1 pseudogene is annotated in these 479 nt (G+C 54.5%); it reads left to right on the forward strand.

Features of this window, described 5'->3' with window-relative positions:
* A pseudogene (ipaH9.8, locus tag BHE85_RS18495) lies at positions 1 to 479 on the forward strand (T3SS effector E3 ubiquitin-protein ligase IpaH9.8); the annotation flags it as partial.

Raw genomic sequence — 479 nt, forward strand, 5'->3', positions numbered from 1 at the left:
AAAACTCAGTGCCTCTGCGGAGCTTCGACAGCAGTCTTTCGCTGTTGCTGCTGATGCCACTGAGAGCTGTGAGGACCGTGTCGCGCTCACATGGAACAATCTCCGGAAAACCCTCCTGGTCCATCAGGCATCAGAAGGCCTTTTCGATAATGATACCGGCGCTCTGCTCTCCCTGGGCAGGGAAATGTTCCGCCTCGAAATTCTGGAGGACATTGCCCGGGATAAAGTCAGAACTCTCCATTTTGTGGACGAGATAGAAGTCTACCTGGCCTTCCAGACCATGCTCGCAGAGAAACTTCAGCTCTCCACTGCCGTGAAGGAAATGCGTTTCTATGGCGTGTCGGGAGTGACAGCAAATGACCTCCGCACTGCCGAAGCCATGGTCAGAAGCCGTGAAGAGAATGAATTTAAGGACTGGTTCTCCCTCTGGGGACCATGGCATGCTGTACTGAAGCGTACGGAAGCTGACCGCTGGGCGC

Origin of the sequence: Shigella sp. FC1567 (genome assembly GCF_001743015.1) — a bacterium.
Classification (GTDB): Bacteria; Pseudomonadota; Gammaproteobacteria; order Enterobacterales; family Enterobacteriaceae; genus Escherichia; species Escherichia coli.